At 56.9% G+C, this 23,277-nt stretch carries 22 protein-coding genes; 6 read left to right on the top strand and 16 right to left on the bottom strand.

Annotated features, from left to right (window positions below; translation table 11 throughout):
- Window positions 1-373: 373 nt before the first annotated feature.
- The 13 genes from ACIOJF_RS15075 to ACIOJF_RS15015 form a co-directional block, all read right to left on the bottom strand.
- The gene (locus tag ACIOJF_RS15075) at window positions 374-1,144 is read right to left on the bottom strand and encodes a hypothetical protein (protein WP_402741830.1); all 771 of its coding nucleotides are present in this window, start codon (window positions 1,142-1,144) and stop codon (window positions 374-376) included.
- Between the two features lie 243 nt (window positions 1,145-1,387).
- Window positions 1,388-1,549 (bottom strand): hypothetical protein, encoded by a 162-nt coding sequence (locus tag ACIOJF_RS15070; RefSeq protein ID WP_402741829.1) that lies wholly within the window; start codon window positions 1,547-1,549, stop codon window positions 1,388-1,390.
- A gap of 493 nt (window positions 1,550-2,042) precedes the next feature.
- A complete protein-coding gene (locus tag ACIOJF_RS15065; protein ID WP_402741828.1) occupies window positions 2,043-2,183 on the bottom strand; it encodes a hypothetical protein in 141 nt (46 codons plus the stop codon).
- A gap of 203 nt (window positions 2,184-2,386) precedes the next feature.
- Window positions 2,387-3,781 (bottom strand): phage/plasmid primase, P4 family, encoded by a 1,395-nt coding sequence (locus ACIOJF_RS15060; RefSeq protein WP_402741827.1) that lies wholly within the window; start codon window positions 3,779-3,781, stop codon window positions 2,387-2,389.
- Window positions 3,778-4,059 carry a hypothetical protein gene (locus tag ACIOJF_RS15055; RefSeq protein ID WP_402741826.1) on the bottom strand — a complete coding sequence of 94 codons (282 nt, stop codon included), beginning with the start codon at window positions 4,057-4,059 and terminating at the stop codon, window positions 3,778-3,780. Before ACIOJF_RS15055 ends, ACIOJF_RS15060 begins: the two co-directional genes overlap by 4 nt.
- Window positions 4,052-4,333, bottom strand: coding sequence for a hypothetical protein (locus ACIOJF_RS15050; protein WP_402741825.1), 282 nt, complete (start codon window positions 4,331-4,333; stop codon window positions 4,052-4,054). The genes ACIOJF_RS15055 and ACIOJF_RS15050 overlap by 8 nt, the downstream gene beginning before the upstream one ends.
- A complete protein-coding gene (locus tag ACIOJF_RS15045) occupies window positions 4,333-4,719 on the bottom strand; it encodes a hypothetical protein (RefSeq protein WP_402741824.1) in 387 nt (128 codons plus the stop codon). The genes ACIOJF_RS15050 and ACIOJF_RS15045 overlap by 1 nt, the downstream gene beginning before the upstream one ends.
- Window positions 4,716-4,928 (bottom strand): hypothetical protein, encoded by a 213-nt coding sequence (locus ACIOJF_RS15040; protein WP_402741823.1) that lies wholly within the window; start codon window positions 4,926-4,928, stop codon window positions 4,716-4,718. Before ACIOJF_RS15040 ends, ACIOJF_RS15045 begins: the two co-directional genes overlap by 4 nt.
- A gap of 198 nt (window positions 4,929-5,126) precedes the next feature.
- Window positions 5,127-5,522, bottom strand: a complete 396-nt coding sequence (locus tag ACIOJF_RS15035) for a hypothetical protein (RefSeq protein WP_402741822.1) — start codon at window positions 5,520-5,522, stop codon at window positions 5,127-5,129.
- A 2-nt stretch (window positions 5,523-5,524) separates the two neighbouring features.
- Window positions 5,525-6,913, bottom strand: a complete 1,389-nt coding sequence (locus ACIOJF_RS15030; RefSeq protein WP_402741821.1) for a recombinase family protein — start codon at window positions 6,911-6,913, stop codon at window positions 5,525-5,527.
- Window positions 6,870-7,802 carry a type II secretion system F family protein gene (locus ACIOJF_RS15025; protein WP_402741820.1) on the bottom strand — a complete coding sequence of 311 codons (933 nt, stop codon included), beginning with the start codon at window positions 7,800-7,802 and terminating at the stop codon, window positions 6,870-6,872. The genes ACIOJF_RS15030 and ACIOJF_RS15025 overlap by 44 nt, the downstream gene beginning before the upstream one ends.
- Window positions 7,799-8,650, bottom strand: a complete 852-nt coding sequence (locus ACIOJF_RS15020; protein ID WP_105662565.1) for a type II secretion system F family protein — start codon at window positions 8,648-8,650, stop codon at window positions 7,799-7,801. Before ACIOJF_RS15020 ends, ACIOJF_RS15025 begins: the two co-directional genes overlap by 4 nt.
- 2 nt (window positions 8,651-8,652) lie before the next feature.
- Window positions 8,653-9,873 carry a CpaF family protein gene (locus ACIOJF_RS15015; protein WP_105662564.1) on the bottom strand — a complete coding sequence of 407 codons (1,221 nt, stop codon included), beginning with the start codon at window positions 9,871-9,873 and terminating at the stop codon, window positions 8,653-8,655.
- Between the two features lie 249 nt (window positions 9,874-10,122).
- Between ACIOJF_RS15015 and ACIOJF_RS15010 the strand changes: the two genes are divergently transcribed.
- The 3 genes from ACIOJF_RS15010 to ACIOJF_RS15000 all read left to right on the top strand — a co-directional run bounded on the left by ACIOJF_RS15010 (window position 10,123) and on the right by ACIOJF_RS15000 (window position 17,238).
- The gene (locus ACIOJF_RS15010; RefSeq protein ID WP_181149084.1) at window positions 10,123-13,932 is read left to right on the top strand and encodes an FtsK/SpoIIIE domain-containing protein; all 3,810 of its coding nucleotides are present in this window, start codon (window positions 10,123-10,125) and stop codon (window positions 13,930-13,932) included.
- Between the two features lie 638 nt (window positions 13,933-14,570).
- Window positions 14,571-14,819: a WhiB family transcriptional regulator gene (locus ACIOJF_RS15005; RefSeq protein WP_013348560.1), complete on the top strand. Its 249-nt coding sequence runs from the start codon at window positions 14,571-14,573 to the stop codon at window positions 14,817-14,819.
- A 202-nt stretch (window positions 14,820-15,021) separates the two neighbouring features.
- Window positions 15,022-17,238 carry a Stk1 family PASTA domain-containing Ser/Thr kinase gene (locus ACIOJF_RS15000; protein ID WP_105659068.1) on the top strand — a complete coding sequence of 739 codons (2,217 nt, stop codon included), beginning with the start codon at window positions 15,022-15,024 and terminating at the stop codon, window positions 17,236-17,238.
- 71 nt (window positions 17,239-17,309) lie between these two features.
- Here ACIOJF_RS15000 and ACIOJF_RS14995 read toward each other — a convergent pair whose 3' ends face one another.
- On the bottom strand, window positions 17,310-18,713 hold the full coding sequence (locus tag ACIOJF_RS14995; protein WP_105659067.1) for a class II 3-deoxy-7-phosphoheptulonate synthase: 1,404 nt from the start codon (window positions 18,711-18,713) through the stop codon (window positions 17,310-17,312).
- Between the two features lie 71 nt (window positions 18,714-18,784).
- On the bottom strand, window positions 18,785-19,456 hold the full coding sequence (locus ACIOJF_RS14990) for a 1-acyl-sn-glycerol-3-phosphate acyltransferase (protein ID WP_105659066.1): 672 nt from the start codon (window positions 19,454-19,456) through the stop codon (window positions 18,785-18,787).
- 135 nt (window positions 19,457-19,591) lie between these two features.
- On the opposite strand from ACIOJF_RS14990, the gene ACIOJF_RS14985 reads away from it, so the two are divergent.
- From ACIOJF_RS14985 to ACIOJF_RS14975, 3 genes are all read left to right on the top strand, one after another.
- A complete protein-coding gene (locus tag ACIOJF_RS14985; RefSeq protein ID WP_402741819.1) occupies window positions 19,592-20,365 on the top strand; it encodes an alpha/beta hydrolase in 774 nt (257 codons plus the stop codon).
- The gene (locus ACIOJF_RS14980; RefSeq protein WP_402741818.1) at window positions 20,362-20,796 is read left to right on the top strand and encodes a hypothetical protein; all 435 of its coding nucleotides are present in this window, start codon (window positions 20,362-20,364) and stop codon (window positions 20,794-20,796) included. Before ACIOJF_RS14985 ends, ACIOJF_RS14980 begins: the two co-directional genes overlap by 4 nt.
- A 113-nt stretch (window positions 20,797-20,909) precedes the next feature.
- Window positions 20,910-22,721 carry a long-chain fatty acid--CoA ligase gene (locus ACIOJF_RS14975; protein WP_105659063.1) on the top strand — a complete coding sequence of 604 codons (1,812 nt, stop codon included), beginning with the start codon at window positions 20,910-20,912 and terminating at the stop codon, window positions 22,719-22,721.
- Here ACIOJF_RS14975 and ACIOJF_RS14970 read toward each other — a convergent pair.
- Window positions 22,694-23,236 (bottom strand): hypothetical protein, encoded by a 543-nt coding sequence (locus tag ACIOJF_RS14970; RefSeq protein WP_105662560.1) that lies wholly within the window; start codon window positions 23,234-23,236, stop codon window positions 22,694-22,696. The genes ACIOJF_RS14975 and ACIOJF_RS14970 overlap by 28 nt on opposite strands.
- Window positions 23,237-23,277: the final 41 nt, after the last annotated feature.

The raw sequence follows: 23,277 nt of genomic DNA, 5'->3' as shown, positions 1-23,277 counted from the left end.
CAAGATTACGAAAAACCGCCAAAATTGCCTAAAATCAGTCAAAAAAGGCTCAAAAACAGGCCCAAAACACCCCTTTTTGCCCCCTTTTCGCATGATCCGCGGAAAACCATCTGTGGAAACAGCTGAAAATATATCGCGGGGCCCGGGGGGGGGGCGAAAGTTGCGGGCGAAGGGACCGCCTCCCCCCCTGGGTGCAACGAAATACGTGCTTTTCCTTCGTTTCGACTCTGCTCCCGCGAAAAAAAACTTAAGGGAGGGATCGTGCCGACCGGGGTGTGATCGTGTGGGGGCTAGGGACGGGTGGGCCCCTGGGGTCTGCGTTCGCGGTCCGTTGCTTTGTGCTTGGGACCGCGAACGTCTTTGCCTGTGTTTCTTAGTGTTGGAAGCCGTTAGTGATCTTCGATGCTTCTCGTCGTGCTTTGGCTTCTCGCACTGCAGCAACGCGTCCTCGTACCTGCTCGTTGCTGGTTGCTAGGTCTACCTTGATGCCCATCTCTAGCATGTCCCACACGCCAGTGTTGCCACCTGTGCTGCGCCGTCCGCCGAGTGCGAGGCCGTGGCGATCATGGTCGTTGAGGGTTGGCTCCGCGTATGTCTGGATTGGTGCGGTGATTCCAAGCGGTCCTTCGAGCGCCTGCATCAGCGCTCCCCAATTCTGAATGATCGCGCTGGTTATATCGTGTGCTGCTCGTGCCCTGAGTCGGGTTGGCCAGTTGCGTTCGTGGGCTGGGAAGTATGCTGTCTGATCCCAGATTGGTTCGTTGCCTAGGATCTTGTGGGCTTCTTGTAGTTCCTTGGCTGCTGTGTCGAACTTTGCTTTCATCTCTTTGATGAGCTTGGGCGCTTGAGTCTTGATGTTGTTGACTCGTCGGGCGGATTCTTCTTGTTCCTGGTGCAGTCGGATGGTTAGGGTGTGTTCGGCAATCCCACGTTGGATAATTGCCTTTTTGATCTTGGGGTCTTCGGCAGGGTCTTTTCCTGCTTTCAATGCTTTGGAGATGAGCGCGCTAACTTCGGCTGGGGTGATCTGCTCGGGTAGTGCGATTTCTCGTGGGACATAGACGGTGTAGCTTTCGAGTCCCATTGCTTTGATGGCGCGTTCGGTGTTGTTGGCGAACATGTTGTTGTTTTCGGTGGTAGACATGTGTTTGTTGTCCTTTTCGTTAGAAGCGGCGTAGGTGTGGTGCGGAAATGTGGTCTAGTAGGCGCAGCATTTCGGGGCTGTGTCCTGCTGGCTTTGCCGGTTGTTTGCCTTGGCTGGGGATGACTGGGGCGCTTGGCTGTATGTTGTCTTGCGCTAGGGCTTCGGCGGTGGCCTGTTGCTCCTGGCGTTGTTGGGCGGCTTGCGCGTCTGTCATCCATTGGTCGAGCATTGACCTGTAGTCAGTCATTGGTTGTTTTCCTCGGTTTCCATCCAGTGAATCCAGCGCCGAAAGTGGGCGATCTGTTTTCCTTCGCGAGTGACTTTGAGTGCCCCGGCGCTGGTGTCTACTTCTTTGGCGGTGCCTGGAACGGTGAATGTTCCTTCGGCGGTTACTACCTTGATCATGTTGGTCCCTTTTCCGTTTAGTCTGCGATGGTCGCTGGGAGTGGTGTCTCTGGTGTGCCTGTTGCGTCGGTGAGCGTTTGGCTGGTGTGTACTGGCGAGAGTCCGCAGTGCGTCTGCCGTTGCGCTGGTGGCCCTGTGGTGGGCTCTGGGAGCTTGTCCGCAGCATCTACGATGTCGTTGGCGAGGGCGTAGGCTTCGGATTTGGTGAGGTGCGCTGAGATGCCGCCTCTGCCTCCGAGTGCGATGCCTGGGAACTGCTTACCGGTGCTTAGATCTGTCCACGTCTTATTCCAGATTTTCCCGATGTAGGGGCGTATCATTCAGTTTTCCTCCGTGCAGTCGTGTTGGATCATTCTTTGCTCGGCTGCTTCAGCCCGGTTTTTCCAGTAGGCAACCTGTGTTTCAAGGTGTCGGCATTGATCCCACAGGAACGTGCTTTGCGGTAGCTCGTTCCATGCTCTGAGCGTCTTTGGGCTGTATTCGTAGGCCATTGCTAATCGGTGCTTTCTAGGTGGTCTGAAAGGTTCCACAGGTCTGTGTGGATCTGGTCGTTGGTGATGCCGTTTGCTATGTGTGCTGCGGCGTTGCGTAGCAGTAGGATGACGGCTGTTCGGTCGTAAGGGTCGATGCTCATTTGGAATGCTTTCGGGTATGGCAAAGGGCGAACGGTGAGCCGGTGAATGGCTCCTCGTTCGCCCTCTGGGATATGGGTGTTTTGATGTTCAGGGGCACTTAGGGGCACATGTTCCCAGTCATTTCTTAGAATCGTTTTCCGTGAGAATCACTGGGAGTAAGTGACCCTATCTGCCCCTTTCTGCCCCAATTCGTTTATAACCACTAGTCAAGAGGCATTTGCTCATTTTTGAGTCCTGCCCCTTTCCAGATGCGCTCACCATTGCTTTTGCCCTCTGTGATGCCTGGGATCTTTGCGACGCGGGGCGTAAATGCCTTGGCGGTGAGTTGTTCCCCGCCGTTATCTCGCGCCCATGCCAGATACGCGTGATGCAGTTCAGTGCGGGTCACTCTGGCATTCGCAACCAATACGCATTCTTCGGAGATGAACTGTTTCACGTCGTCATTTTCAGCCCGATAGCTTTCGGTGCTGGCCATAACCTTTGCGGGGGCGTTTAGTCCCTCCGTCTGGTAAGCGAATAGGCCGGCAACTGCCCATGCGATCACGGCATCAGCTGCAAGTTTGAGATCCTCCTTTAGGTTTGGATCTTCGCGTCCAACGAATGAAACATCGAACGGGACTACTCGCATTCGTGCCCATACCGCGTCCGCAGTTGGGTCTACCTTTGGCAGGTCGTTCGTGAGCATGAAGAATGAATGCGACGGTTCGAATTCCACCGGGTTTTGACCCATAAGTTTTGCTTCGATTGAATCGCCTCCGGTGAGTTGCTTCATGGTGGACTCTGCAAGCTGTGCACCCTTTTCCAGCTCGCTCATGATCGCGAAGCGTGAGCCTCGTAAGCGCATGAGTGATGCTTTCTCACCTGCTGAGCTGCCCCCGTAGCGACTTGCAACAAGCATTGAGTTAGATGCCGTGATTGCGTAGTCTCCTAGTGCGTAGCGTACTGTTTCGGCTATTACGCCCTTGCCGTTGCGCCCTCCACCTGTTGCCACGACTAGAACGTGATCGAGCACCGTGCCAATGAGCGCTGAGCCGATAAACCGTTGCAAGAATTCCTGGATCTCCATGTCTGGAAGTGAAGAATTTAGGAAGTCCGTCCAACGGTTACTGCAAGCGCTCGTTGAGAACGCCGCTCGCGCTACCTTAGTGATTCTGTCAGCGGGGTTGTGTGGCCTGAGTTCGAATGTTCGCAGGTCGAGGGTTCCGTTTTGCATGTTCAGCAAATAAGGGTCGTTGTCCATGTCTGCTGCGTCTGCGTCGAGTTGTCTGGATGCGAGATCTAAAACGCCGTTTGATCCGTTTGCCGTGTTGGCTGCTCTCAGGTCTGAGAGTAGTGCTGAGTCTGAGAGCGCGTCTGGTGTGGTGCAAAGCGTTAGCAGTTCGGTTAGTACCTTGTGCGCCCGCTTACCGCGTGAGTCCATTGCCCAGCGTGCGCCGTCCCAGTAATGCCAACCGAGGCCGTCCACGTAGAGACAGCGCCCGTTTGCGTAATGTGCAAAGCGTGCAGCAATGCGCTGGTGTGAACGTAAGCCCTTGTCGTTCCATTCGATCGGTTGAGGATCAAAGGTGTCTGCTTGGAAGTAAGCGGGAACGGTCATCGCAGTTCACCCCTTTTCATTTGTTCGCGTGCTGCCACTACGTCCACGCTGTTACGTGCGGACTTGGCAAAGTTTCGGTGGATCTCGTCGCCGGCCTCCATTGCGTAGAACAGGCGTGCTGCGTGCTCTGCGTGGCTCTCGGCGCTCTCGTCTGCGTCTGCCCAGCCTTGTTTGTAGCCGTGCTCCTTGCCCAGCATGTAGGCCTGTAGTAGCTCTGGTGAGCGGCCTATGCGCCGGGCTAGGTCGGTTGCTTCGAGGTAGGTCATGCCGTTAGTCATCGAGCACCCCGTTTACCGGGGATAGTTCACACAGCACGATTGAAGCGTCTAGGCCGTTCATTCGTGCGCGAGCAATTGCCCGGTTGGCTGCTGGCAAATTCAGGTAGCAGCGTTTGCGATAACGTGGCTCAATGTCGGTTCCCCTGATCTGGACTACCGCCACATAAACACCGTGCACTAACCCGGCATGTTCAGGTAGAATAGGAGTAACGTCATTTTGTTTTGGAGATTGTCCCTGGTTCGCAGCTAGGGGCTTTTTCATGTCCTGAGTCATTAGCGGTTTGCACCTGCCTTTGACTTCGCTTGCTCCAAAGCAACTAGGCGCATCACAGCTTCATGACGTGCAGCCACAACCTCGCGGTGACGCTCTACGGTGCGTTCAGTGAGCAGTTCAGGCGTAGGTTCGATCCGGTGGATTGCTTCGAACCATCCAGGGGGAAGCACAGCCTTTGCGATGTTCACATGCTTGCTCTGGCTCACCATTTTGCGCAGGTGCGTGGCCATACGGCGCGACATGCGACGCTTACGATTCGCAGGATTGATTGAGTCGTAAAGAAAATACTCTTCGATCTCGGCGCGGGTAATCCCTGCTTCAATCTTGTTTGGTTCCTTTGGCGATTGAGGTGTAATCGCAGGACGGGTTGCGGTGGTGGCAATCAAGCTGCATCACCGCCGTATGGGCGAAGCATCGAGGCAATGCGTGATGCTTGTTCATCGGTGAGCGGTGGGGCGGTTGCTACGACTCGGGCAACGTATTCTTCGAGCTTGGCCGCCTTTAGATTCTGGCGGGCTTCAATTAGTTCGGGGTCGGTGGCTTCTCTAACTCGTGAGAGTGAAGCAACCTTGGCGCGATCACGGGTCCAGGACAAAAGAAAATCCCTCCGGGTATGACAAATAATCTGTCATCCGGGGGGATGGTGGCTGTTCTGTAAGCCTTGACGCCCTTGCGTCCGTTCGTTGCCGCCGTGACCTTTGGCCAGCTAAGGGGATTCTGTTCATCCGGTCAACCGAATAAATCGGTATGGCACTAGTTTAATCTAGCTTCGTCTATTAGGTCAAGCTAGTTGCTACTGAGTGTTTTCGAGTCCATCACGGAAGGCAGATAACCCAATAGTCTGGATGCCCAGCTCACGCATTTTAGATAGGGCTGGGTACAGCTTTTCGTGTCGGACTGGCACACGAAAGCCACATTTCAAGCAACGCAAATTCCAAGACTCGCGCCGTTCGCCCGACTGCTGCTTCTCGCGTGAGAATCTTTCATTGCCGTAGAGCGCCTGGGCCGCATCGTGATGAGCTTGCTCCCGCTTAAGACGCTTGGATCGGTTGCTGTCAGTCCAGCCTAGACCTAATTCGCTTTCCCTGCCATCCCGATAGTAGAACCCTTGCACTACGGGGTTAGGTCGCCGTGCGCCGTGCTTCGTTGAGCCACTATCGCAGAAAACAATAATCTCGTTGCTAAACATGCCTAGGCCTTCCATTCAATTTTGATTAGTTCGGGGTTGAACTTTCCACCGGCGCCCGCTGGCATGATCATTACGGTCATTAGTTCCTGGATAACTTGGCGTCGGATTTCCAGCGGCGCATTTTCCCAGCGCTCCGCAGCGTTCGCACCAATAAGCCCAATGATCGGGTTTGACCCTTGCAAGTGGCCGATACGCTTTTTCGTGTCTTCCATATCGGGAATAAGCTTCGAATTGATCCGCTTCAACTGTTCGCCTGTAATCGTTCCATCGGCAAACTGATCCGCAGCAATGTCTAGCCGTGCTTTCAGGCCGTCTAGGCGCTCTCGTAGGCGTGGCAGTTCGCCTGAAGTGTCCTTGGCTAGCGCTACGAGTAGCTTGGGGTCTTTCAGCCGGCCTAAGACTGCACCGGTGACTATCTGATCTATAGGCTCACTCTTACGACGCACCTTGAAACATTCCTTGCAGTCGTACTGCGCAGGAACTTTCTTGCCCCGGTACTCTGTCGCCTTGGAATAGCGCATCTTGCCACCACAAAGCCCACACTGAGCAATTGCACTGAGCAACTGGCGCGGGGTGCGTCCGTAGGCGTGTTTGATCCGCTCGGGGTCAGTGAGCCGTGCGCAAACCTGATTGTAAAGATCTTCGCTCATGATCGGGTCAGCGTTAGCCTTGCCCACAATTACGCCTTTGTGTTGGCGCATACCAATGTTTACGGGGCGCAAAAACATTTGACGCAATGAGGTTGTTGCCCATTTGTCTGTTTTCGCTGCGGGAATCCCTCGGCGCATGAAGTCCTGGCAGATGCTACGCAATGACTCGCCTGATGCGTAGCGCTCTGCTGCTTCATTGAGCACGTCGGCCTGTTCGCGGTTTGCGATGTCCCACTTAGTGCCGTCTTCGCGGGTGATCCGTTCAAACCCATAGGGCGCGTAGCTGTGTGGTTTACCTGATAGGGCGCGTTGCTGGAATGCACGCTGTAGCCGGCGTGACATTTGCTCTGCCTCGTGCCGCGCTACGTTGCCTTTGATGCGAGCGGTTAGCTTGCCCTGTGGGGTCGATAGGTCAATCTCTCCCCCAACGTTGGCCATGCTGAGATTCATCTTGTCGGCCAAGTCGATAATGTCTTCTAGCTCGCGTGGTGTGCGTGTGAGGCGGTCAATGTCCCAAACAACCATTGCATTGATGTGACCCTGTGCCACGTCTGAAAGCATCCTCTGGTATTCAGGGCGTACCTTTGAACGTGTGGCGCTAACGTCGTTGTCCTGGTAGATCTCCACGATCTCCCAGTTACGGCGCTTAGCTTCTTTGGTGCAATCTTCGATCTGCCGTTGCACGCCTAAGGTTGTTTCAAATGGATCGTGTGAGATCCTCGCATAAATACCGGCTCGCATAGTAATAGTCTAGCCGTATCTTGACAGGTACCAGCATGGAAATCTCGCGTTTTCCTGCAACTTCCATAAGTTCTCGTTTGGACGCATCGCGGACATCTTGTGCTTGGTCTCTGAGCACTTGAGCCAATGGTGTGCCTCGCTCTGTTGCAACAACGATTGCATCGACAAATCGCGTCATGGCTCCAACTTGCATCCGGTCGGACATATTCTGCATCGCTTGGACCATCGGTGTGCCTGCGTGAATGTCGTTCAAAGTCTTGGTGAATTCGTCACCGATCACCCCGTGGCAGATTCGTGAAATTCTTTCGATGGCCCCGGTGGTTGATTCGCCTGCGCCGACAGTTAGCGCCAGCACTTCGGCCACGGTTGGAAACTGAGTCAATATTTTCCTGGCCCGCCGATGGATCTGTTCGCCAAGCCACCAACCACGCAATGCATAGCCAACAATCCCGAAACCAATAACGACTAGCACCGATAGGATCAAAGAGACATGATACTGAACGGCGGCAAAGGCCATGAGCGCAGATCCTGCTACTAGCCCTGCCAGAGCATAAACAATTTCTTGAGACCGGTAGTCAATTACGCTCATGTCCAATCCGGCAGCGTTCAGACGCTTCCGAAGAGTACTTGCCGAAGGACTGTGTAGGCTAGCCAGCTTCTTGATTTGCAGCAACATGGGGGCAGCGAGTTGGCCTAAAGCCGAGTGCCCGGAGTCAGAGTGCCATGAGTCTTCCAGCATGCGTGAGCTTCGAACGCCAACGCGAACATGGGGCGCAATACGATCAGCGAAGGCCATTCTTCGCCAGCCCGGCAGGTTCACAAAGACCAGCCAAAGGCCTATGCCAAGTCCCAAACCGCAAAGCGCCGCCCACGGTGTATAGCTGTTCATGCCAGGACTCGTTCTTCTACTGGCAAGGTGCCCAGCCGGAGCATGATTCGATAGCAAACGAGGGAAACCAGCATGCCCAGGCATAGCACTATCACTCCCCCGAACGTCATATATGCATCCTTCGCAGCTTCCTGGGTGCCCAAGACCAACAGCAAGATCCATGGCGCGGCGACTGCCAAACGCGCTGCCGAGACAATCCATGATTGGCGGGCAGCGAGTTCCCCTCGTGTTCTCACGTCATCGCGCAAGAATGCCGACAAAGTTGTGAGCGTATGCCCCAAGTCGGTGCCCCCGACTTCACGCGTAATCCGCAATGTCGTGAGAATCTTGTCGGCTACCGGGTCTGCCAAGCGTTCGCCCAGCTGGTCCAGCGCCACGGAGAAGTTCGCTGTGGCTCGATAGTCCAATGCGAAATCCCGAAATAGCGGACGCAATACCTGCGGGCCGACGACAGCCAATTGGCTCAATGCTTCGGGAAGAGATAGGCCCGCCCGGATGGCACTTCGCAAGTGATCAACCACCTCTGGCCATTGTTCTTGCAATGCTGTGCGGCGCTTGGTGGCTTGATGGCGCAGGTAGACCCATGGTGCGAATGAACCGAAGATGCTAAACACCAAGGCGAAGAGCCACGAAGCGGTGAGTCCTAACGTCACCAACGCGGAAGTCAGCCCGCAGACCAGGCAAATCACGATGAATTTTGCCGGAGCCAGATTGCTCATTCCTGCATGCAAAAGAGCATTCTTGATGGCCGAGCTACGTTTGGGCGATTTTGCCCACGGGGCGAAGAGCAACCAGTCAACCATGAGGGCAATGCCTAGCCCGCCAAGGAGAGCAAAGAAAGCAACCACCGCTACACCGCCATCAATTCGGCAATATTGATTCCAGCGACATCAAACTTTTCATGGGACCAATCGGCTCCCCGAGCCGGCAGCAGGCGATCGGCTTGCCGCTCGAAAAGCGTCGAGGACTCAATTTGCCCTTCCTCCACGCGGTTGCGCACGCTGAGAATCTCGTTGACATAGCGATGGCCCTGTGGACTCCGCACGCAATGAACCACAAGGTCAATGCATGCAGCCACGGTCTTGATGGTGAAGTCGCTGGTGATATTTGGTCCTGCAAGCAACGGCAAAGTGCAAATTTTTGTGATAGCGTCGCGGGCAGAATTCGCATGCAAGGTACATAGCCCCGCGATTCCCGAGTTCAGGGCAATGAGCATATCCAAGGACTCTGCTTCGCGGACCTCGCCGATAATGATCCGTTCCGGGCGCATGCGCAAGGCCTCCTTGACCAGCCGGCGCATCGTGATTTCACCGGTGCCTTCAAGATTGGCGAGGCGAGTTTGCATGGCAACGACATCTCTTAGTGAAAGATTCAGCTCAAAGATTTCCTCGATGGTGATAATGCGTTCCCTGGGGCCGATCGCTGATGCCAGACAGTTGAGCATTGTCGTTTTGCCGGCTTGTGTAGGGCCAGTAACGATGACATTCAGACCGGCACTGATCGCCGTAGAAAGGAACCTCGCTGCTTGTTCGCTCAAGGCTCCCAGCTCAACTAGATCTTCAAGTTTTCCCGCGCGAGCAATGAACTTACGAATGTTGATGGCCCAATGCTCATGGGTGATGTCTGGAATCACGACGTGAAGACGAGACCCATCAGGCAATTGGCAGTCGACGAATGGCTGGGAAAGGTCCAGACGCCTGCCCGACGTTTTGAGCATGCGTTCTACTAGAGCCGCGATTTCTGCCGATTCCATGCGTATGTGGGTCAGTTCGCTTTGGCCACCTCTGGCGCAAAATACTTGATGTGGAGAATTTACCCAGATCTCTTCAACAGAAGGATCATCCAATAAGGGTTGCAGCGCTCCGAACCCGGCCACATTATCGAATACTGAACGTTGGGCGGCCTCTAGCGATCCAAGTGAAGGCACGGCGCCAAGCAATGCGCGTTCGTCGTAGTCGCGAATGACCTCTTCAATAAGTGATCGGATCATCGCTGGCTGCTTTGCCGGGTCCAATCCACGCCGGCGAACCAGCTCGCGTACTTCGTCTTCGACAATGGACAGCGCATCCACGACTGACTCCTTTGGCTTCCCTACTGGAGGATCCCGATCTCGGGGACTATCGGCGAGCGCGTCGTCGGTGCAGCATACCTATTCGTATGACAAGGGATGCTATCTGCAGCAGAGACCGCTTTCAAGAGGTTCCCGAAGTTGTGGATAGTTCTTGGTACTTTCTCCACACCAAGATTCTTATCTTCCAGCGCCGCCCTCAATGCTGGTTTAGATGGGAACGACAACATTCCATTACATTCAGGAGACCTCATGGTCCGCTATGAATTACTTCTGATTTCCCGAAAATTCCAGCATCCGCGGCAATTCGAACTTGTCATGTCCGGACGAATATCGGGCGAGCAGCTCGCCGCACTGCTGCAGCAGCATTTCCCGGGACAACGATGGTATTCGGGAATAACGCGGATAGAAGAGTTGGGGATCCTGCATGCGTCTGAACGTCTTCTGCTCAATGAATTGCCCCAACCTGTTCGCGCCACAAGCACCACAGCTTCGTGCCTCAAGTTATATGTAGTTCGCGGCCCCGACGCTGGTGCCTGGATTCCGCTCACAAAGGGAGAACATGTCATCGGCAGAACCGCCCCATTATGGTTAGAAGATCCGCTGGTGTCCCGGGTTCACGCGAAGTTATTCGTGACAACCCGGAGCTTGCGCCTGGTAGCCTGCTCTGAGCAGCAACTTGCCATGCCAGATGGCAGCCGCTGCGAGTCCGTGGAATTGGAACACGGATCGCGCTTCTTTCTGGGCAACACTGAATTCGCTGTCGGCGATCCATTAACCGCCCAATCCGGTCAATTGGTAACCCCCGAACAATTGGAAATCCAAGTACCTTCCAAGCCCGAGCTGTCCCGCTTAATTGCTCTGGTCCTCGCAGCATTCGTTCCGATCATCTCCGGCGTCTTGCTTGCCTTGGTTACCGGTTCGATGCTCTTTCTGATCTTGAGTGGCGTTTCGGCCCTTATGGGTATGGTGCCTGCCGGTCAACTGTTCGTGGAGCGTCGCGAATGGAAAAGGGAAATGGAAGTGCAACGAGCTTCCGCCATTATCGCGAGAAGTAAATATTCTCCGGCTCTCGGAGAATCGTTCGTAGCCGGACTGGATTCCGCTTCTTTGGGACTGTCGCATGCCCGGATACCACCACTGGTTTGGGGCGAGGGACTGTGGTCTCCGCAGGACACCTCTCGTTCTGATCCCACGGGGATCCGCAAAGTATTTCGTAGCCTCAGGAAGACGAAGTCGGACGCGCCCTGGTTCGGTCCAGTATTTTTCCCGAGTACCCCGAGCGTCTGGCAGCTGAATTCTGCACAAGGGCAAAGCGCTGGGGCTATTCTGGCCGCAGTACTTGCACGCTATCTCCCGGCCATACATTCCGGCCAGATACGGCTCGTGCTCGATCCCAGTGTCAGGTGTCTTCCGGCGTCGCTGCTTTTGGTGAGCAACGTTTCCGTGGCCCACCTGTCGATTCCCGAAGAATCGAGCTTCACCAGGAAAGAGGAAACCAACCTGGCGACGTTGTACGTCACTGCCCAGGAACCTCAACCTATTTCCGGCGCCCTGGTGCTGGGCGTTTCACCGGTGCTGGCCGAATCCGTGGAGAATTGGATTGTTCCAAGCCCCGTGTCCTCGCGTTTGCCCGACGAACGCTTAGTGCTGCAGAACCTAAGCACGCTGAGCCTTTCGCGGTTCGACAGGATGGTGCAGCAGTATGTGCAGCTGCAAAAGCAGGCAATAACCAAGAACGCAGAATCCATTGCATCCCCGTCACTAGCCGTACGGGCACATCTGGGCCTCGATGAACAGCAAGAGGACGTGTTCCTTGATCTTCATGAGGATGGTCCGCATGTACTGATTTGCGGCACTACAGGGTCAGGCAAGTCAGAAGCGCTCAGGCGCCTGATTGCTGATTTTGCCCGGAACTACCCGCCGACTCAGCTTGCCTTCGCACTTATTGATTTCAAGGGTGGAGCTGGACTAGGCGTCTATGCAGGTTTGCCCCATGTCCAGCTCTTCGCAAGCGACCTCGATGAGGCAGCGGCTCAGCGCACGTTGGAACAACTAGAACATGAGGTGCGGCGGCGCGAGGAGCTTCTGGCAGCACAAGGCTGCAGCGACATTGCGGAATATCAAGATCTCGACGAATCAGGCCCGATTCTGCCTCGCTTGCTGGTAGTCATTGACGAATTCCGTGTTTTCGTCGAAACGCTTCCTCAAGCCAGCGCCAGAATTGATCGTTTAGCTGCGGTGGGTCGAGCTCTAGGAATCCATCTGATTCTCAGCACGCAGCGTCCGGCTGGCGCTTTGACGGGACAAACCAAGGCGAACTTAAACACGACAATCGCATTGAGGGTAAACGACCCGGGTGAGTCCGTGGAACTGGTGGGCTCCACCGAGGCGTCCAAACTCCTCCACCCCGGACAGGCGATCATCAAGGGCGCTTCCAAGCCCACTAGGAACATGCAATTCCAGCTGGCCATCGAGCCGCCACTGCACGGCGAACTATTCGAGCGGAATCGTCAAGATCTCAGCCTTCGTCCGTTGTGCCGATTCGAAAAGAGCATCGCGTCAGTCGCTGGAGATCGCTTGCAAAACCATGCAGCAGAACTTTCCTCACAGTGGTCCACTTCGGAGCTCCCGGTATCTGGTTTTGCTCCAGCGTTGCCTCGGCCAGCAGAACCAACGCACTCGCCAGATACGTGGGATGGGAAGGAACGAGGAACGATTTACTGCGGCGTTGCAGATAATCTGCATTTGGCCCGGCTTGAACCTTTGATTCTTGACCCTGCCCGTTCACGATCAACATTGATCTGCGGCTTGCCAGAAGCCGGTGCCCGAACCCTGTTCGCTTCCCTCGCCCGTTCGCCCAGAAAAATACTTTGCTTCGGTCCGTCGCCGATCCCGGATGCCACTGAAAACGTCAAGGTTGTCACGGGTGAGGATCCCTATGGCTTTTTCGATGCTGTCGACTTCCTGGAATCCATGCCCAGTGATCCAGCATTGATCATTCTCGTTCATTCACTGGCCCAGTTGCAGTCCAATATCCACCCGCAACATTTCCAACGCCTGGACGAAGCACTCGGTACGCTATTGCGTTTCGGCGGCCCGCAATCGCCTATGGTGATTTGTTCAGTTGACCGCGACCAAAACGCGTTGAAGTCCACCGGTCTTTGTACAGAGCAATGGTTCTTCCCATTCAACGCTACCGAGTCATTAAAGATGATGTGGCCCAAGATCCCGGCCTGTTCGCTTTTGCCGGGTCGAGGGGTCAAGCTGAGTTCGGGGCATCCTCCGCAGGTCTTCCAACTCACCGAAGTTCAATTAGCTGAAATCCCGGGAAGCACCTGGCCCGAAGTGCCTTCGGCTTGGCAGATGCCTTCAGGTTCTGCCCTTCAACCGGCAAACTTTCTGGGATACTCGCCCTTCGATGGTGAGGCGGTCCCTCGACCAGCAGGTCCGATGGTTGTTGTGCTGTGCCCCGATACGCAACAGCGCCGGCAGCTGACTGCCGTACTCGCTGTGCGTTGGAACTCCCCGCATATTTGCGGCCTACCGGACTTTGAACGGTTCGTACGTTCTCTCGAGGACGGCTCGTACCGTGTTCGGCAGGACTTGCTTTGCCTCTTCCTCGAAACCACCAATGACTCTCGGTTGCCACCGCTCTTGAACGCTCTGAATTCGAGGGGAATCGGTGTCGCGCTATTCGTTCCGCCGTCCAGCAGGATGGCCTTCGACCTGGGATTGAGCGCCAACGGGTTCGATGATCGCCAGGTAGTCGCTGTCGAAGCCCATCATCCGCAAGATCTTCAACCGATGAATTGGCAGCCAATCCATCAGGTGCCTCATCAAGGAGCCAAAGACTATTGGTGCGCGGTCATCTCCAAACGAGGCAAACCGCGGATGATTCATATTCCGTACGAATTATCTGCTGGCAATTCAGCGGTTTGGCCGGTCTCCGAGGAATGCGGTGGTCTTCGGCGCGAAGAGCATCACCACAGTGGTTCCGGCGACCACGATGGAAAGTACCGCCGCGGCCGTCACCATCGGGATATTGGAGCTCAGGAATGAAACAGAGAGGATGAGCTGGAATAGTTGCCAAACGACAATCGGAGCACGAGTGAACGCTTTTCCCTTGAAGAAGTTGACAGCTACCGAGCCTTGCCAAACGGCAAGAAGCAAGCACAGGGTCAGCATGAATAACTGCCCGCCCATATTGACTGTTCCGTTGGTGTCGAGGTTCAACATGTAGCTGATGGCGTACGCCAGAACAGCCAGGGCCTCAATTAGGACAAGCGCGGCAACCACGAAAACACTGGTTGGGCGGGACGAGATTGCATTTTCGTTGCTCACATCAACAATTTTCGTTGACCTTCTGCAGGAACTCAAACCGCAACAAATGACTTTTGCTGTTGCTCGCGCCACACCTCTGATAACTAGCGGATCCTAGTGCCAAATGCCATGTGAGAAAGCACTCAGGCATTCAGCAACATTTCGCTACCGTGACTCTTGTTTACTTCCGCGTTACATGAAAACCTTATGTGGTCGGTTAAACGAAGTGCCCGAATGGACTTCTCCGACCTTTCGAGACGCCAGATGTTAACCGCTAGGCAACCAGGATTTCATTTCACTCCTAGTTATTTTTTGCCTGTGTGTTGATTGTCGTTGGTGTTTCACACCCTCTCAGATTTCAAGGAGCATCAATAAGCATGGATTGGCGTAGCCGCGCGGCGTGTCTGGAAAAGGACCCGGAACTGTTTTTCCCAGTGGGAAACACCGGTCCGGCCCTGTTGCAGATCGAAGAGGCCAAGAGCGTCTGCCGTCGATGTGAAGTAACCGAAACCTGCCTGCAGTGGGCTATTGAGTCCGGCCAGGATGCAGGCGTCTGGGGTGGCATGAGCGAAGATGAGCGTCGTGCCTTGAAGCGTCGTGCAGCACGAGCTCGCCGCGCTTCCTAATTAAGCTGCGCTCGAGGTAATTCTCGCAACCCGAGACGCTATACGAAATCCGCCAGAGGTAAACACCACTGGCGGATTTCGAGTTTAAGCGACAAATTGTCAGCTCAGCTAGGTACATTAAAAGTAGTATTCATGTTCGAAAGGATCCGTTAGTGACTCTGGCCCGCTTCGCGTGCACCGTTCAGGCAGGTGCGACCGCAAAATGAGCCCGGCCCTGACCGACCCCAACCTGGGCAAGACGCTGGATGGTCGATACCGACTGGACCATCTGCTTGCCCTGGGTGGCATGTCACGCATCTACCGCAGCATGGACAAGCGCCTGCATCGAGCGGTTGTCGTGAAGATCCTGAACGACAACTTCTCCAGCGAGCATACAGTGCGTGAGCGATTCGAATCCGAAGCTGTCATCGCTGCGAATATCACTCATCCGAATGTGGTCTCCATCCGCGATCACAACGTGAGCGATAATCTGGTGTACCTCGTGATGGAGTATGTTCGAGGACGGAACCTCGAACAGGTCATTGAAGAACGCGGCCGCTTTACTCCGCGTCAGGCGCTAAGCGTCCTTGAACAAATTTGCCACGGTCTCAGCGCCGCGCACAGCGAGGGAATCATCCACCGGGATATGAAACCGGCAAATGTGCTGCTCTCCGATACCGGCGAAGTGAAAGTTACCGACTTCGGCTTGGCCCGTGCTGCCAGCGCCCATACCCAGTCAGCCACGCTCGTCGCCACGCTGTCCCATGTCTCCCCCGAACTAGTTTCAGGGGCACCAGCCGATTCGCGCAGCGACATCTACGCACTGGGCATCATGATCTACCAGATGCTGACTGGACAAGCACCGTATACCGAGACCAATGCCGCTGCATTAATGAAGCATCATCTGGACTCCCCCATGCCCATGCCCTCGGACTTGGTTCCGGGATTGGCCGAAGATCTCGATGAGTTGGTTCGATGGTGCACCGAGAAGGATCCAGAGAAGCGCCCGCAAGATGCTTCGCTGCTGCTGGAGGAGATCATCCAGATCCGCTCAACGCTCAACGATGCGCAACTGGACCTGGGCGCCGAGGACCTCGGCGGGATTGAAGATCTCACCCCGCAAACTATGGCGCAGATGCCCACTACGCTGCAGCAGCGTCTTGATGCGATGCAACGCGAGCGCGAAGATGAGCGTGAACAGCTATGGCTGAAGCGGAATACTGCTCAGCACGAGGACAGCTACGTTATCGATGATGCCCCCGCCGATCCTGACCAGACAACCGTCATTGCCGCGGTTGACGCCACCGAAGTCTTGGATCTTCGCGATGCGCAAGCCACACTGGCCCAGCCTCGTCCCACTGATCTTGCCGCTGATTCTGGCATAGCCGCAACGTCGGTGTACACCCGCGGCCGCGATCTGGAACCGGCCCACGAGAATGACGCCGATTCCGAAGCACCGCTGTCGGTACGTGGCCAAAAGCGTGCGCAGAAGCAGGCTGCAAGAAAGTGGCGCAAGGAAGCACAGGTACCCACCCACCGGTTGCGTCAGCCTCGCTCGGGTACGCAGAAGTTCGTCATCACCGTGATGTGGATCCTCATCGTGGCTCTGGTCGCAGGTGCCGGATGGTTCTTCGGCCGCGGCCCCGGAACCGTCATCCGCATCCCGTCATTGACCGGCATGCTTCAATCGCAGGCAGTCGCGCAAATGGATGGCCAAGGTGTTCCAGTTCGGGTAGGCACGACCTACAACGATGAGATTGCCATCGGCAGGGTGGTCGACTCGCAGCCGGGGACCGGCGAGAACATCATGAAGTTCCAGGGAATCGATCTGATCGTTTCGCAAGGCCCTCAGCTTTTTGCAGTTCCGGATTTCACCGGGAAAACCCTGGATCAGGCCACCAAGTTGCTCGATGAAATCGGTTTCGAAGATGTCCAGGAAGCCGAGGCCTACTCGGAATCGGTGACGAAGGGCGAGATTATCAGTTCCTCCCCTGCCGCCGGCAAGAAATTGCCGCGGAAGAACATCATCACCCTCACTGTTTCCAAGGGACATGCTCCGGTTCCTGTTCCTGCGGTCATTGGTCTTGGCAAGGATGCGGCCAAGGAAAAGCTTGAGTCCATGGGCTTGAAGCTGGAAACCGGTGAATCCGTCCATTCCACGACGACCGAAAAAGGCCTAGTCGCCGTCCAGGACCCGGCCCAGGGCACCGTTGCGTACGGCAGCACCGTGACAGTGAATCTCTCGGAAGGACCAGAATACGTCCAGATCCCATCCGTGCTCGGCATGGGCGTCGAGGAAGCACTCTCTGCACTGGAAGCCGCCGGCTTTTCCGTGAAGACGCACAATGTCTTTGGCGGTTTCAGCCAGACAGTTCGCATGCAGTCTCCATTGCACCAGCAAGCCGTGCGCGGCAGCGAGATCAGCATCTACGCCTTCTGAGGCCTGCGCCGTTCCCCAGGCATAAAAATAATCCGGTTCCCGCTGTCGGGAACCGGATTATTCTCTAGCTGCTAGCGGTTTCGGCTGCGGCTCTGCAGTGCCGAGGAGACCAGGAAGGCCATCTCCAGGGACTGGCGGTGGTTCAGGCGCGGGTCGCACAGCGACTCGTACAGCGAGTCGAAGTCTTCCTCGCGGATCGGATCCGCTCCGCCGAGGCACTCAGCCACATCGTCGCCGGTCATCTCCACATGCAGGCCGCCTGGGAAGGTGCCCAGCGCGTCGTGCACTTCGAAGAAGCCGCGGACTTCGTCCATGACATCTTCGAAGTTGCGGGTCTTGTAGCCGTTCTGGCTGGTGACCGTGTTGCCGTGCATTGGGTCCGTAACCCACAGCACCTGGGCGCCGGAGGCCGTGACCTTTTCGATCAGGTTTGGCAGCTTCTCGCGGATGTTCTTCGCACCCATGCGGGTGATGAAGGTCAGGCGTCCTGGTTCGCGGTTCGGATCGAGCTTTTCGATCAGCGCGAGGACATCTTCCGGATCCGAGTTCGGGCCCAGCTTCACGCCGATTGGGTTGCGCACGCGCGAGAGGAAGTCCACATGTGCGTGGTCCAGCTGACGGGTTCGTTCACCGATCCACAGGAAGTGGCCGGAGGTGTCGTACGGCAGGCCGGTCCGCGAATCGGTACGCGTCAACGCACGCTCGTAGTCCAGCAGCAGTGCTTCATGGGAGGCGAAGAACTCGGTGCGCTTGAGCGCCTCGAAGTCTGCACCGCAGGCATCCATGAAGCGGATGGCCGAGTCGATCTCGCCGGCCAGCTGCTCGTAGGCGGAGTGCGCCGGGTTGGCCATGAATCCGCTGTTCCACGAGTGCACGCTGCGCAGGTCTGCGAAGCCGCCCTGGGTGAACGCGCGGATCAGGTTCAGCGTGGCCGATGAGGTGTTGTAGGCCTGCACCATGCGCTTCGGATCGTGGGCACGGGAATCGGGTGTGAAGTCGAAGCCGTTGACGATGTCGCCGCGGAATGCCGGCAAAGTAACACCATCTCGGGTTTCGTCATTCGAGGAGCGCGGCTTGGCGAACTGGCCAGCCATGCGTCCCATCTTGATTACCGGCATCGATGCGCCATAGGTCAGCACCACAGCCATCTGCAAGATGGTGCGAACTCGCGAGGAGATCTTGTCGGCGGTTGCATCGGCAAAGGTTTCGGCGCAGTCGCCGCCCTGCAGCAAGAAGGCCTTGCCCTGGGCTGCTGCGGCCAAGCGTTCGCGCAGTACGTCGACTTCGCCGGCAAATACCAGTGGCGGACGCGAACCCAATTCGTTGATGGAGGACTGATAGTCCTTGTGCTCACGCCAAGTCGGCTGCTGGGCAATTGGCAATTCACGCCACAAATCTAGTTGCGGATCGGTGGCGGGGCCGGCTACGGAGGAGCCTGGCAATGGGGTTCGGTTTTCTTCGCTCACCTTGCCCATTCTACGTGGCATCAGCTCAAAGGACCGCGATGAATGTAACAAGTCGCCGTAACACTGCGCATAGCGGCCTGCTACTTCTTTGGTTTGCGTGGAGCATAGATGTCGACGTAGCTCTGACCTGACAGGACATTGATTGCCTTGCGGATCTCGTCGGCGCAAGCGCGAAGCGTTTCAGGATTCGCGGACCTGCCGTTCAGGTGCTCGAAGGTCAGCGGCTTGCCGATCTTGATCCCGATCCGGCCCGGATGCGGCAGGCTTTGGCCGATGGGCTGGACCTTGTCGGTGCCAATCATTGCAATTGGTATCACCGGGGCACCGGTTTCCAGGGCGAGCTTTGCGACGCCGAGCTTGGCCCGGTACAACCGTCCATCCGGTGAACGGGTGCCTTCCGGATAGATGCCCAGCACCTGGCCCTGCGCCAGTGCGTTCTTGGCACTGGCCAGCGAAGCAGCCGATTTCTGCCCGCCTGAACGGTCCATGGGCAGCTGGTTGATATTGCGGAAGAACCACGCGGTGATCCGGCCCTTGATGCCCTTGCCGTTGAAGTACTCGTCCTTGGCCAGGAAGATCACGGTACGATCCAGCGCCGCTGGGAGGAACACCGAGTCGCTCACCGACAGGTGGTTGGAAGCCAAGATCGCCGCACCGGTTTCAGGCACATTGCCGATGCCCTGGATCTTGACGCGGAAGAAAATTCGTATTAGCGGCCGGACAGCGAAACGCTTGAGGAAGTCGTACAGCACAGCGGGAAAATTCCTTCTTCTAGTTGACCAGCTACGCGGGAAGAGAAACCGCGACCTTACTGGTCGAAGCGCACTCCGCACCCTTCAATTGTGCACTACGCTCGAAGGTGAAGGCAGAAATCCGGAGGGTTCACGATGAAACTTGATGCAGGCAATACTCCGCTGGACGAGCGCAAACGTCCATGTGCAGTACTTATGATCCACGGTTTTACCGGCTCCGCTGTTTCCATGCAGCCATGGGCGGATTCCTTGGAGCAGGCCGGATTCGACACGGACATTCCCGTTTTGCCCGGGCACGGAACGCAATGGCAGGACATGGTCGGTCGAGGTTATGGCCAGTGGATCCACGCTACCGAAGCGGCTTTTGACAGGCTCGCGCGCACGCACGAGCAGGTATTCGCCGCTGGCCTTTCCATGGGTGGCGCCCTGGCCCTGCATCTGGCGACCCGCCGCAATGTAGCCGGTGTTTCGCTGGTCAATCCGGGCCTGGTCGTGGACTCCCCCTTGTCCCCCTATACTCCTTGGCTCAAGCATGTAGTGCGCAGCGTTGCCCCTATCAGCAATGACATCGCCAAGCGCGGTGTCGATGAAGGGGCCTACCCGCGCACCCCGGTAGCAGCCGTAGCCGAACTCCGTTCGCTCTTTGCCCAGACCCGCCGGCGCTTGGAACTGGTGAACGCCCCGGTGCAGCTCTTCCGTTCCACCGTCGACAACGTAGTCTCAGAGCAGTCGGTGCGCGAGCTGGTCGAGGGCCTGAACTCAGGCACCCTGGCCGAGCACCACATGCTCTTGCACTCCAAGCACGTAGCCACACTGGACTACGATGCGGAGCAGATTTTCCACGAATCCGCTCGCTTCTTCGCGCAGCTGGCCGCCACGGAACAGAAGCGCAAGGAGGAGCGCGCATGAATCCGGAAGATGCCCATCCTTCAAACCAGAATGATCCGCAGTGGGATGAGCTAGTCGAGAATTTCCGTCAGCTTGATGCCTCGGCACCCCGCGAACCCAGCGCCGACGAGCGCGCGGCGAGACTGGAGAAGCTCTTCAACACCGGGCCTGCCGCGGTTCGCGGACCGCGCGACTATGTTGCTGAGCAGACCCCGGAAGAGTTCGTTCCAGAAGAACCCGCCGCGCTGGGTTCGGGTGATCCGATGCTGAACCTCGCCTGGGTTGGCGCCGCTGGCGGTCCGCTTGGGTTGCTGCTGTGCGTGGTGTTTTTCCGATCAGCTCCGGTGTTCATCTATTTCGGACTGACACTCGCCGCCCTGCTCGGAATCGCCTACTTGCTCAAACGTCTTCCCACTGAACGCGATCCGGGAGATGATGGGGCTCAAGTATAGAAAACGGCTTTGAGTACACCACACGGTAGGTTACTCTATAGTAATAAAGATGTGATGCGGGTTACCCGCTATTGCTAATGGGGTCCCACAGAGTTTCAGGAGTTGAAGACCAGATGCGCGAATACAGCTCGCCAATTCGCATTCATTCGCCACAGCAGTCGAATATTACAGATCTGCTATTACGCCACGCGAATTCAGCGGCCAACCCGGCATTGTTCTCAAAGCCGGGAACCGACGGAACGTGGAATGATGTCACGGCATCGCAGTTCGCTGCCGACGCCCGGGCCATTGCGAAGGGGTTCATCGCCAATGGCATCGAAGCTGGCGACCGCATCGCGTTGATGGCCAAGACCCGCTACGAGTGGACGCTGGTTGACTTCGCCATCTGGTTCGCTGGCTGTGTCACTGTCCCCGTCTATGAAACTTCCTCCCCTAGCCAGGTTGCCTGGATCGTTTCCGATTCCGGTGCCAAGGCCGTCGTCGTTGAGGCCGCCGCCCAGGAAGCCGTGGTGCGCCGCGCCGCCCATCAGGAACAGCTCGACGGACTGGATCACGTCTGGCAGTTCGATGGCGGGCTGGAACAGCTCTCCGAAGATGGCCGGAACGTCGATGACCAGTTGCTCGAAGCCCGCCGTTCGGGCGCAGCATTGGATGACATCGCCACGATCATCTACACCTCGGGCACCACCGGCCGTCCCAAGGGCTGCGAGCTGACCCACGGCAACTTCGTGGAGCTGGCGGAGAACGCTGTGGCTACCTTGCCCGGCGCCGTTTACCCGGGCGCATCGACCATCATGTTCCTGCCGCTGGCTCACGTTTTCGCCCGCTTCATCTCGGTAGTCAACATTGCCGCTGGTTGCCGCACCGGGCACACCCCCGATGTCAAGCACCTGCTCGAGGACCTCCAGTCCTTCAAGCCGAACTTCATCCTCGCTGTGCCGCGCGTCTTCGAGAAGGTCTACAACTCGGCCATGCTCAAGGCTGAAGATAGCGGCAAGGGCAAGATCTTCCACGCCGGCGTTGACGTTGCAGTGGCATACTCCCGCGCCAAGCAGGAGGGCAAGGTACCGCTCGTGCTGAACCTGAAGCACAAGCTCTTCGACGCCCTGCTCTACCAGAAACTGCGCACCGCGATGGGTGGCAACATCCGCCATGCGGTCTCCGGCGGAGGTCCGCTGGGCGAGCGCCTCGGCCACTTCTTCAACGGCATCGGGGTCACCATTCTGGAAGGCTACGGCCTGACTGAAACCACCGCACCGATCACGGTGAACACCCTGGACCGGATCAAGATCGGCACCGTAGGCAAGCCGCTGCCGGGCAACGCCGTGCGCATCGCCGCGGACGGAGAGATCCTCACCAAGGGCATTTGCGTGATGCGCGGCTACCGCAACCGTCCAGAGCTGCAGGATGAGACCTTCACCGATGGCTGGTTCCGCACCGGGGATATCGGCGAACTCGACGCCGACGGATTCCTGAGAATCACCGGGCGCAAGAAGGAAATCATCGTCACCGCCAGCGGCAAGAACGTGGTTCCTGCGCTGCTTGAGGACCAGATCCGCGCCGACGCGCTGGTTTCCCAGTGCGTGGTCATCGGCGAGGGCCGCTCGTTCATTGCGGCCCTGGTGACCTTGGATCCAGAAGCCCTGCCAGGTTGGCTGGCCCGTCACCAGATGGACCAGAACCTGTCGCTGGACGAGCTATCGACCCATCCAAAGGTGCTCGAAACCGTGCAGGCGGTCATCGACAAGGCCAACACCTCGGTATCCAAGGCCGAGGCGATCAAGTCCTTCCGCGTTGTGCCTGCTGACTTCACCGAGGAAACCGGTCATTTGACTCCCTCGATGAAGATCAAGCGTGCAGTAGTGCTCAAGGACTACGAAGCCGTGATCGAAGGCATCTACTCGGCGCCCAAGCCGACAGCATAGTCCAGCACTGCATTAGCCAGCTCCCACGATTCGCGAGCTGAGGCGGCCCAAGGCAACTTGAGGCCGCTTTGCTGTGTTCGGGCATAGTAGCTGCGCGGCAATACCACGCGGCTGAATGCCTGGGTGGCGTGATTCTGGTGCTCGTGGCCAAGCACCGCGTAGATCAGGTTCCCAGCCAGGTCCTTGCGGCCATTGGCCAGCAGCCATTCGACCAATTCCATGAGCCGGTCTTCCGAGTCGGCACTGGTATCGCCCACAACCACCAACACGTTGGTGCCGGTGAATTTACCGTCCATCACCGATTGCACGCGCTGCGGTCCGGCCGTGGCCACCTGGGCCTTGCAATCCAATTCGCCGAATTGTTCGGCCAGGTGCTCTGCGATTTCGCAGAACGGAAGATGCGTGTCGAGGGTGAAGACCAGTACCGTGATCGGCTGGCCCTTGGATCCCAGCTCGGCAACCTGCTGCCTCAGCCGGGCGGGCACAGCCCCGGGCGTCATCTTGCTTGGGCGCATCACAGCTCCTTCTGCTTTGTGGTTCGCACGATTAGTTGGCA

The organism is Glutamicibacter sp. NPDC087831 (assembly GCF_044742845.1).
In the GTDB taxonomy this organism is placed as follows: domain Bacteria; phylum Actinomycetota; class Actinomycetes; order Actinomycetales; family Micrococcaceae; genus Glutamicibacter.
This window is presented reverse-complemented; position numbering and strand designations above follow the sequence as displayed.

Excerpts from the sequence above, each read along its gene's own strand:
- ACIOJF_RS15070 (WP_402741829.1), bottom strand. The coding sequence starts at position 1,549 with ATGATCAAGGTAGTAACCGCCGAAGGAACATTCACCGTTCCAGGCACC.
- ACIOJF_RS15010 (WP_181149084.1), top strand. The coding sequence starts at position 10,123 with ATGGTCCGCTATGAATTACTTCTGATTTCCCGAAAATTCCAGCATCCG.
- ACIOJF_RS15035 (WP_402741822.1), bottom strand. The coding sequence starts at position 5,522 with ATGTTTAGCAACGAGATTATTGTTTTCTGCGATAGTGGCTCAACGAAG.
- ACIOJF_RS14980 (WP_402741818.1), top strand. The coding sequence starts at position 20,362 with ATGAATCCGGAAGATGCCCATCCTTCAAACCAGAATGATCCGCAGTGG.
- ACIOJF_RS14985 (WP_402741819.1), top strand. The coding sequence starts at position 19,592 with ATGAAACTTGATGCAGGCAATACTCCGCTGGACGAGCGCAAACGTCCA.
- ACIOJF_RS14975 (WP_105659063.1), top strand. The coding sequence starts at position 20,910 with ATGCGCGAATACAGCTCGCCAATTCGCATTCATTCGCCACAGCAGTCG.
- ACIOJF_RS15050 (WP_402741825.1), bottom strand. The coding sequence starts at position 4,333 with ATGACTCAGGACATGAAAAAGCCCCTAGCTGCGAACCAGGGACAATCT.
- ACIOJF_RS15065 (WP_402741828.1), bottom strand. The coding sequence starts at position 2,183 with ATGAGCATCGACCCTTACGACCGAACAGCCGTCATCCTACTGCTACGC.
- ACIOJF_RS15055 (WP_402741826.1), bottom strand. The coding sequence starts at position 4,059 with ATGACTAACGGCATGACCTACCTCGAAGCAACCGACCTAGCCCGGCGC.
- ACIOJF_RS15060 (WP_402741827.1), bottom strand. The coding sequence starts at position 3,781 with ATGACCGTTCCCGCTTACTTCCAAGCAGACACCTTTGATCCTCAACCG.
- ACIOJF_RS15025 (WP_402741820.1), bottom strand. The coding sequence starts at position 7,802 with ATGAACAGCTATACACCGTGGGCGGCGCTTTGCGGTTTGGGACTTGGC.
- ACIOJF_RS14970 (WP_105662560.1), bottom strand. The coding sequence starts at position 23,236 with ATGCGCCCAAGCAAGATGACGCCCGGGGCTGTGCCCGCCCGGCTGAGG.
- ACIOJF_RS15030 (WP_402741821.1), bottom strand. The coding sequence starts at position 6,913 with ATGCGAGCCGGTATTTATGCGAGGATCTCACACGATCCATTTGAAACA.
- ACIOJF_RS15005 (WP_013348560.1), top strand. The coding sequence starts at position 14,571 with ATGGATTGGCGTAGCCGCGCGGCGTGTCTGGAAAAGGACCCGGAACTG.
- ACIOJF_RS14995 (WP_105659067.1), bottom strand. The coding sequence starts at position 18,713 with ATGGGCAAGGTGAGCGAAGAAAACCGAACCCCATTGCCAGGCTCCTCC.
- ACIOJF_RS15075 (WP_402741830.1), bottom strand. The coding sequence starts at position 1,144 with ATGTCTACCACCGAAAACAACAACATGTTCGCCAACAACACCGAACGC.
- ACIOJF_RS15000 (WP_105659068.1), top strand. The coding sequence starts at position 15,022 with ATGAGCCCGGCCCTGACCGACCCCAACCTGGGCAAGACGCTGGATGGT.